This window comes from Corallococcus exercitus, from assembly GCF_003611585.1.
Lineage (GTDB): Bacteria > Myxococcota > Myxococcia > Myxococcales > Myxococcaceae > Corallococcus > Corallococcus exercitus.
This window is the reverse complement of sequence record NZ_RAVW01000611.1, coordinates 1-4168: the sequence shown is the minus strand read 5'-3', so window position 1 is coordinate 4168 and position 4168 is coordinate 1. Positions and strand designations below refer to the sequence as shown.

The window sequence follows — 4168 nt, the reverse complement described above, 5'->3', positions numbered from 1 at the left end:
CGCCAGCGTCAGAGGTGTATAAGAGACAGGTCCTCGGTGAGCGCTTCCGGGAGCAGGCCCGCCCGGCCGCCCGTGGCGCGGTAGATGCGCACGCGCTCGCCCAGGGCCCAGTGCTCGCGGCCGTTCGTGAGCAGGGCTTCGTATGGCAGTTCCTTCCGTTGCTTGCGCGTGGCCAGGTACTGCGAGGGGGACTTGGTCAGCCGCACCTGCGCGGAGAGCTCGAAGGTGGGCACCTGGCGCCGGCGCAGCGCCATCACCGCGTCCACGTAGGTGTCGCGCACGGCGCGCACGTCGCCGGCCAGCAAGTGCTGGAGGGCCTTGCGCAGGAAGTCCTCGCCATAGGGCTCCGCGCGGCTGGAGCGGAAGGCCACGCCGCGCAAGAGGAGCGGCCCGGCGTAGGGCTGGAGCGCGTAGTTCTTCGGCTCGTGCGACAGCATGGCGGCGTAGCGCCCGTCGAACTCCAGCCGCACGCGCGGCGGCAGCAGGCCCGCGACCTCCGACACCACGCGGCGCTCGTCGGCCTCCGTCCAGTCTTCGGGCACCGCGAAGTAGACGCCGTCCGTGTCGGCTTCCAGCAGCGTCACGCCCCGGTGGGCCAGCTCGCGGCACAGCAGGCCCAGGAGTTCGCGCCCGCGCCGCGTCACCTCGTTGGCGGCGTGCACGTCGGAGAAGCGCGTGAGGCCCACCGCGCCCAGGTAGCCGTAGGCGGAGTTGATCAGCAGCTTCATCGCCGCGGAGAACGCCTCGTGCGTGTGGCGCTCCGCCGAGCCGGGCGGGGCCTTCTTCGCCTTCGCCTTCGCGTCCAGGCGCTGGTCCACCAGCCGGTCCACCAGCGCGAGCAGCGCGTTCAGCCGGTCGCGCCTGGGGCCGATGCGGTACTCGCGCATGAGCGACGGGTAGAGGCTGGCCACGTCCGCCTTCACCACGTGGTGCGCGACGCCGGTGGCGAACAGGTGCAGCGCCGCGCCGCTGTGGGACGTGCCGTCGCTGGTTTCGTGCGCGGGCAGCGCCGCGCCCGAGCGCACGTAGGCGCGCACCAGCAGCGGATCCAGCACGCCCGTCGCCGGACCCGCGTCCGCCAGCCGCTCGTAGCGCCGGGGCGCCATGCGCGCGAGCGCGAACGCCGCGCCGCCCAGGAGGTGCGCCAGGCCCGCGGCCTCCGTCACGTCCTCGCGCGCGTAGCGGCGCACGCGCTCCGGGTCCTTCAGGAAGACCTCATGGATGCGCGCCCCCGGGATGAGCTCGCGGTCGGGGCCGGACAGGCCCAGGTGCCGCGCCACCGCCTTGAGGCCGTGGCCGGGCAGGTCGCGGGCGGAGAAGTCGTGGCGGCGCACGGCGTCCAGCGTGTCGATGAACTCGCGGCCGGGGACGGTGTAGCGCGCGCGGCGCATGGCGTCCGCGTCACGGCCTCCGGGGCCCCGGTTCAGCGCGGCGCCCCTCGCGGAAGGGCGGTGGCGCAGGCCCGGCAGCCCCGCGCGGCCCAGCGCCAGCGGCACGTTGAGCCGCTTGGCGCGCTGGTCCAGGAAGGGCAGGTCGAAGCCGTGCAGGTTGTGGTTCTCCACCACGTCGGGGTCCGCCTCGCGGATGCGCGCGACCAGCCGGCGCAGCAGGTCCGCCTCGCCCGCGTCGCCGTCCGCCGTCACCTCCAGCGTCTCCGCGCGACCCTCTGGATCCCTCAGCGCGACGAGGAAGATGCGGTCCTTCGAAGGATCCAACCCGGTGGTCTCCAGGTCGAACTGGAGCCGGCGCAGGTCGTCGAAGACGAGGTCGCGGAAGTACGTGCGCCCGGTGGCCACCAGGTACTGCTCCTCCGGGGGCAGCACCATCGCCGTGGCCGGGCCCAGGTCGCGCAGGTGGCCCACGCGCTGGTCCAGCCGCATCGACGCGCCCTTGAGCACCGCGGACGCGAGCGCGCGGCCGTCCTCCGCGCTGACGACGAAGCGCAGCGCGCCCGGCCCCTCCAGCTCCCGGTACGTCACGGCTCCTGGCACGGGCGGCACGTGCGACGCGCCTTCGGGCCGCAGCGCGTCCCCCAGGTGCTCCAGGTCCTGGAGCGACGCGAGCAGCACCCAGGGCCGGTACCTCGCGTCCTCGCGCAGCCGCGCGTGCGTGCCCGGCTGCCGCTTCCAGATGAAGGCGCGACCGTCCGGCTCCGCCCAGACGGACACGATGCCGGGCGTGGGGTCCCATCCCCACAACCACTCGTCCTCCTGCGGATGCGGCGGCGGGACCATGGGCAGGGGCTCGGGGGAGGGAAGGCGCGGCGCGCGGACGCTGCTTCTGGCGCTCATAGGCGCGCGGGTGCCCGCTTCGCAAGGGTGGGCGGACAGGAGCGGCGGGGTGCTGTCGGAAGGGCTTCGCATCGCTGGGGCTCGGCCCCAGCTTGAGGCCCCTGGCTGACAGCGGTATGTCAGGATTCCAAGGCCATGCAGCGCACCGAGCGACTTTTCGCCCTCGCGGAGTACCTGAGGGGCCGCCGCACTGGCGTCACCGCGGAGGTGCTGGCGGAGCGCTTCAACGTGACGGTGCGGACCATCTACCGGGACCTGGACGCGCTGCGCGCCGCGGCGCTGCCGGTGGGCGCGGAGCGGGGCCGGGGTGGAGGCTACGCGCTGGACCGGGGCTACAGCCTGCCGCCGGTCAACTTCACCGCGCGCGAGGCGGCGCTGGTGGTGGCGCTGGGACGGTTCGCCATCGGCATGCGGCTGTTGCCCTTCACGGGGACGCTGGAGTCGGCGCTCGACAAGGTCCGCTCCGCGCTGTCCACGTCCGCGCAGCGCGAGCTGCTGGACCGGCTGCGCGAATTGACGTTCCTGGGCGTGCCGTCGCTGCCCACGCGCAAGCCCGTGAGGGAGGCGCTGGAGCGCGCGTGGTTCGAGCGCCAGCCGCTGCGCATCACCTATGTGGACGGCAACTTCCTGGAGACGGTGCGCGAGGTGCGCATCGAGTCCGTGGTGATGGACCGCCACGAGACGCGGCTGGACGCGGTGGACCTCGCGTCCGGTGAACGGCGCCACTTCCGGCTGGACCGCATCACCCGCGCGGAGGTGGTGGGCGCCTGAGACGCACGGCCCCGCGCCGTCGCGCGGGGAGCGGGGCCGGTCGAGGCGGTCAGCTGCGCGAGGGGTAGATGCCTTCCAGCGCGATGATGAAGTTCACGCACGTGTACGGGTTCTGGATGGGCACGGGCTGGCTGCCGCCGGAGACGCCCACGGCCTGGGGGCCCATCACCGTGCTGGGGGTCGTGACGTAGGGCGTGGGGGTGGTGCCCGCGGGATAGGCTGCGAGGTACGCGCCCTCCGGGCTCTCCGTGTTGCCCTCCTGCATGCTGGCCATCAGCGGGTGGGTGTGCGCGGGCATCTGCGTGGAGATGAGCGTCACCGACGGCGTGCCGGACACCTCGCCCAGCGTGTGCGGTGCCAGGCCGGGGCCCTGGCCGGGCTGCATGGGGAAGCGGCCCCGCATGTCCGGCAGCGCGAACGTCGTCCTGCCGTCGCCTCCGTACGTCGTGCCCAGGATGGAGAAGAGGGCCTGGTTCTGCGCGATGGACAGCAGCGCACCGTTGCAGAAGCTCCAACCGCGCGGCGCGAAGTCGCCTCCAAACATCCGGATCTCTCCGACGAACGGCTCAGACATGGTGCCCCCTGGTGTGACTGTGGGTGTTGGTCTTTGAACAGACCATGGGCGACGCTCCAGTGAAAGCGCGCGGCGCGTCATCAGACAAACAAACCCGATGTGTGCGAAGCTTCACGGTCCGTGACGGTTTCTTTTCCTACGCCGCACGTCGCAGCACTGCCTGTCGTTGGGGAGGACCTGATCCATGTCGCTTCGAGCCTTCGTGCCCTTCCGTGGGGCCTTCTCGCGTTTCCGCGTGTTGTCGCTCTGCGCGACGTTGATGGTGACTGCCTGCACGGAAGGGACGGGTGATGGCCCGCCGGGACCCGAAGGTCCTCCGGGGCCCACGGGCGCGACGGGTCCCCAGGGGCCGGCCGGCCCGCAGGGTGAGAAGGGCGCGACGGGTGAACCTGGCCTGACGGGTCCCCAGGGTCCGCAGGGCCTGTCGGGTATGGGCGCGCCCGGCCCCCAGGGTCCGCAGGGCGTGCAGGGCCCGGCGGGGGCGACGGGCCCCCATGGGCCCATGGGCCTGATGGGGCCCATGGGGCAACAG

General features: G+C 73.0%; 3 protein-coding genes and 1 pseudogene. 2 read left to right on the top strand and 2 right to left on the bottom strand.

The genetic code is table 11. From position 1 onward, the window contains the following. Positions 1-8 precede the first annotated feature (8 nt). Positions 9-2234, bottom strand: coding sequence for a ribonuclease H-like domain-containing protein (locus D7W79_RS46580; RefSeq protein WP_244222233.1), 2226 nt, complete (start codon positions 2232-2234; stop codon positions 9-11). A gap of 192 nt (positions 2235-2426) precedes the next feature. Between D7W79_RS46580 and D7W79_RS39580 the strand changes: the two genes are divergently transcribed. Beyond that, positions 2427-3062, top strand: a complete 636-nt coding sequence (locus tag D7W79_RS39580; RefSeq protein WP_120530393.1) for a helix-turn-helix transcriptional regulator — start codon at positions 2427-2429, stop codon at positions 3060-3062. 49 nt (positions 3063-3111) lie between these two features. Here the strand turns inward: D7W79_RS39580 and D7W79_RS39575 are convergent, their stop codons facing one another. Continuing rightward, positions 3112-3636, bottom strand: coding sequence for a phage tail protein (locus D7W79_RS39575; RefSeq protein WP_120530392.1), 525 nt, complete (start codon positions 3634-3636; stop codon positions 3112-3114). A gap of 184 nt (positions 3637-3820) precedes the next feature. On the opposite strand from D7W79_RS39575, the pseudogene D7W79_RS39570 reads away from it, so the two are divergent. Then, positions 3821-4168, top strand: a pseudogene (locus D7W79_RS39570) (hypothetical protein); the annotation flags it as partial.

Bases quoted from the DNA above. Each gene is read 5' to 3' on its own strand.
- D7W79_RS46580 (WP_244222233.1), bottom strand. From the start codon at position 2,234: ATGGTCCCGCCGCCGCATCCGCAGGAGGACGAGTGGTTGTGGGGATGG.
- D7W79_RS39580 (WP_120530393.1), top strand. From the start codon at position 2,427: ATGCAGCGCACCGAGCGACTTTTCGCCCTCGCGGAGTACCTGAGGGGC.
- D7W79_RS39575 (WP_120530392.1), bottom strand. From the start codon at position 3,636: ATGTCTGAGCCGTTCGTCGGAGAGATCCGGATGTTTGGAGGCGACTTC.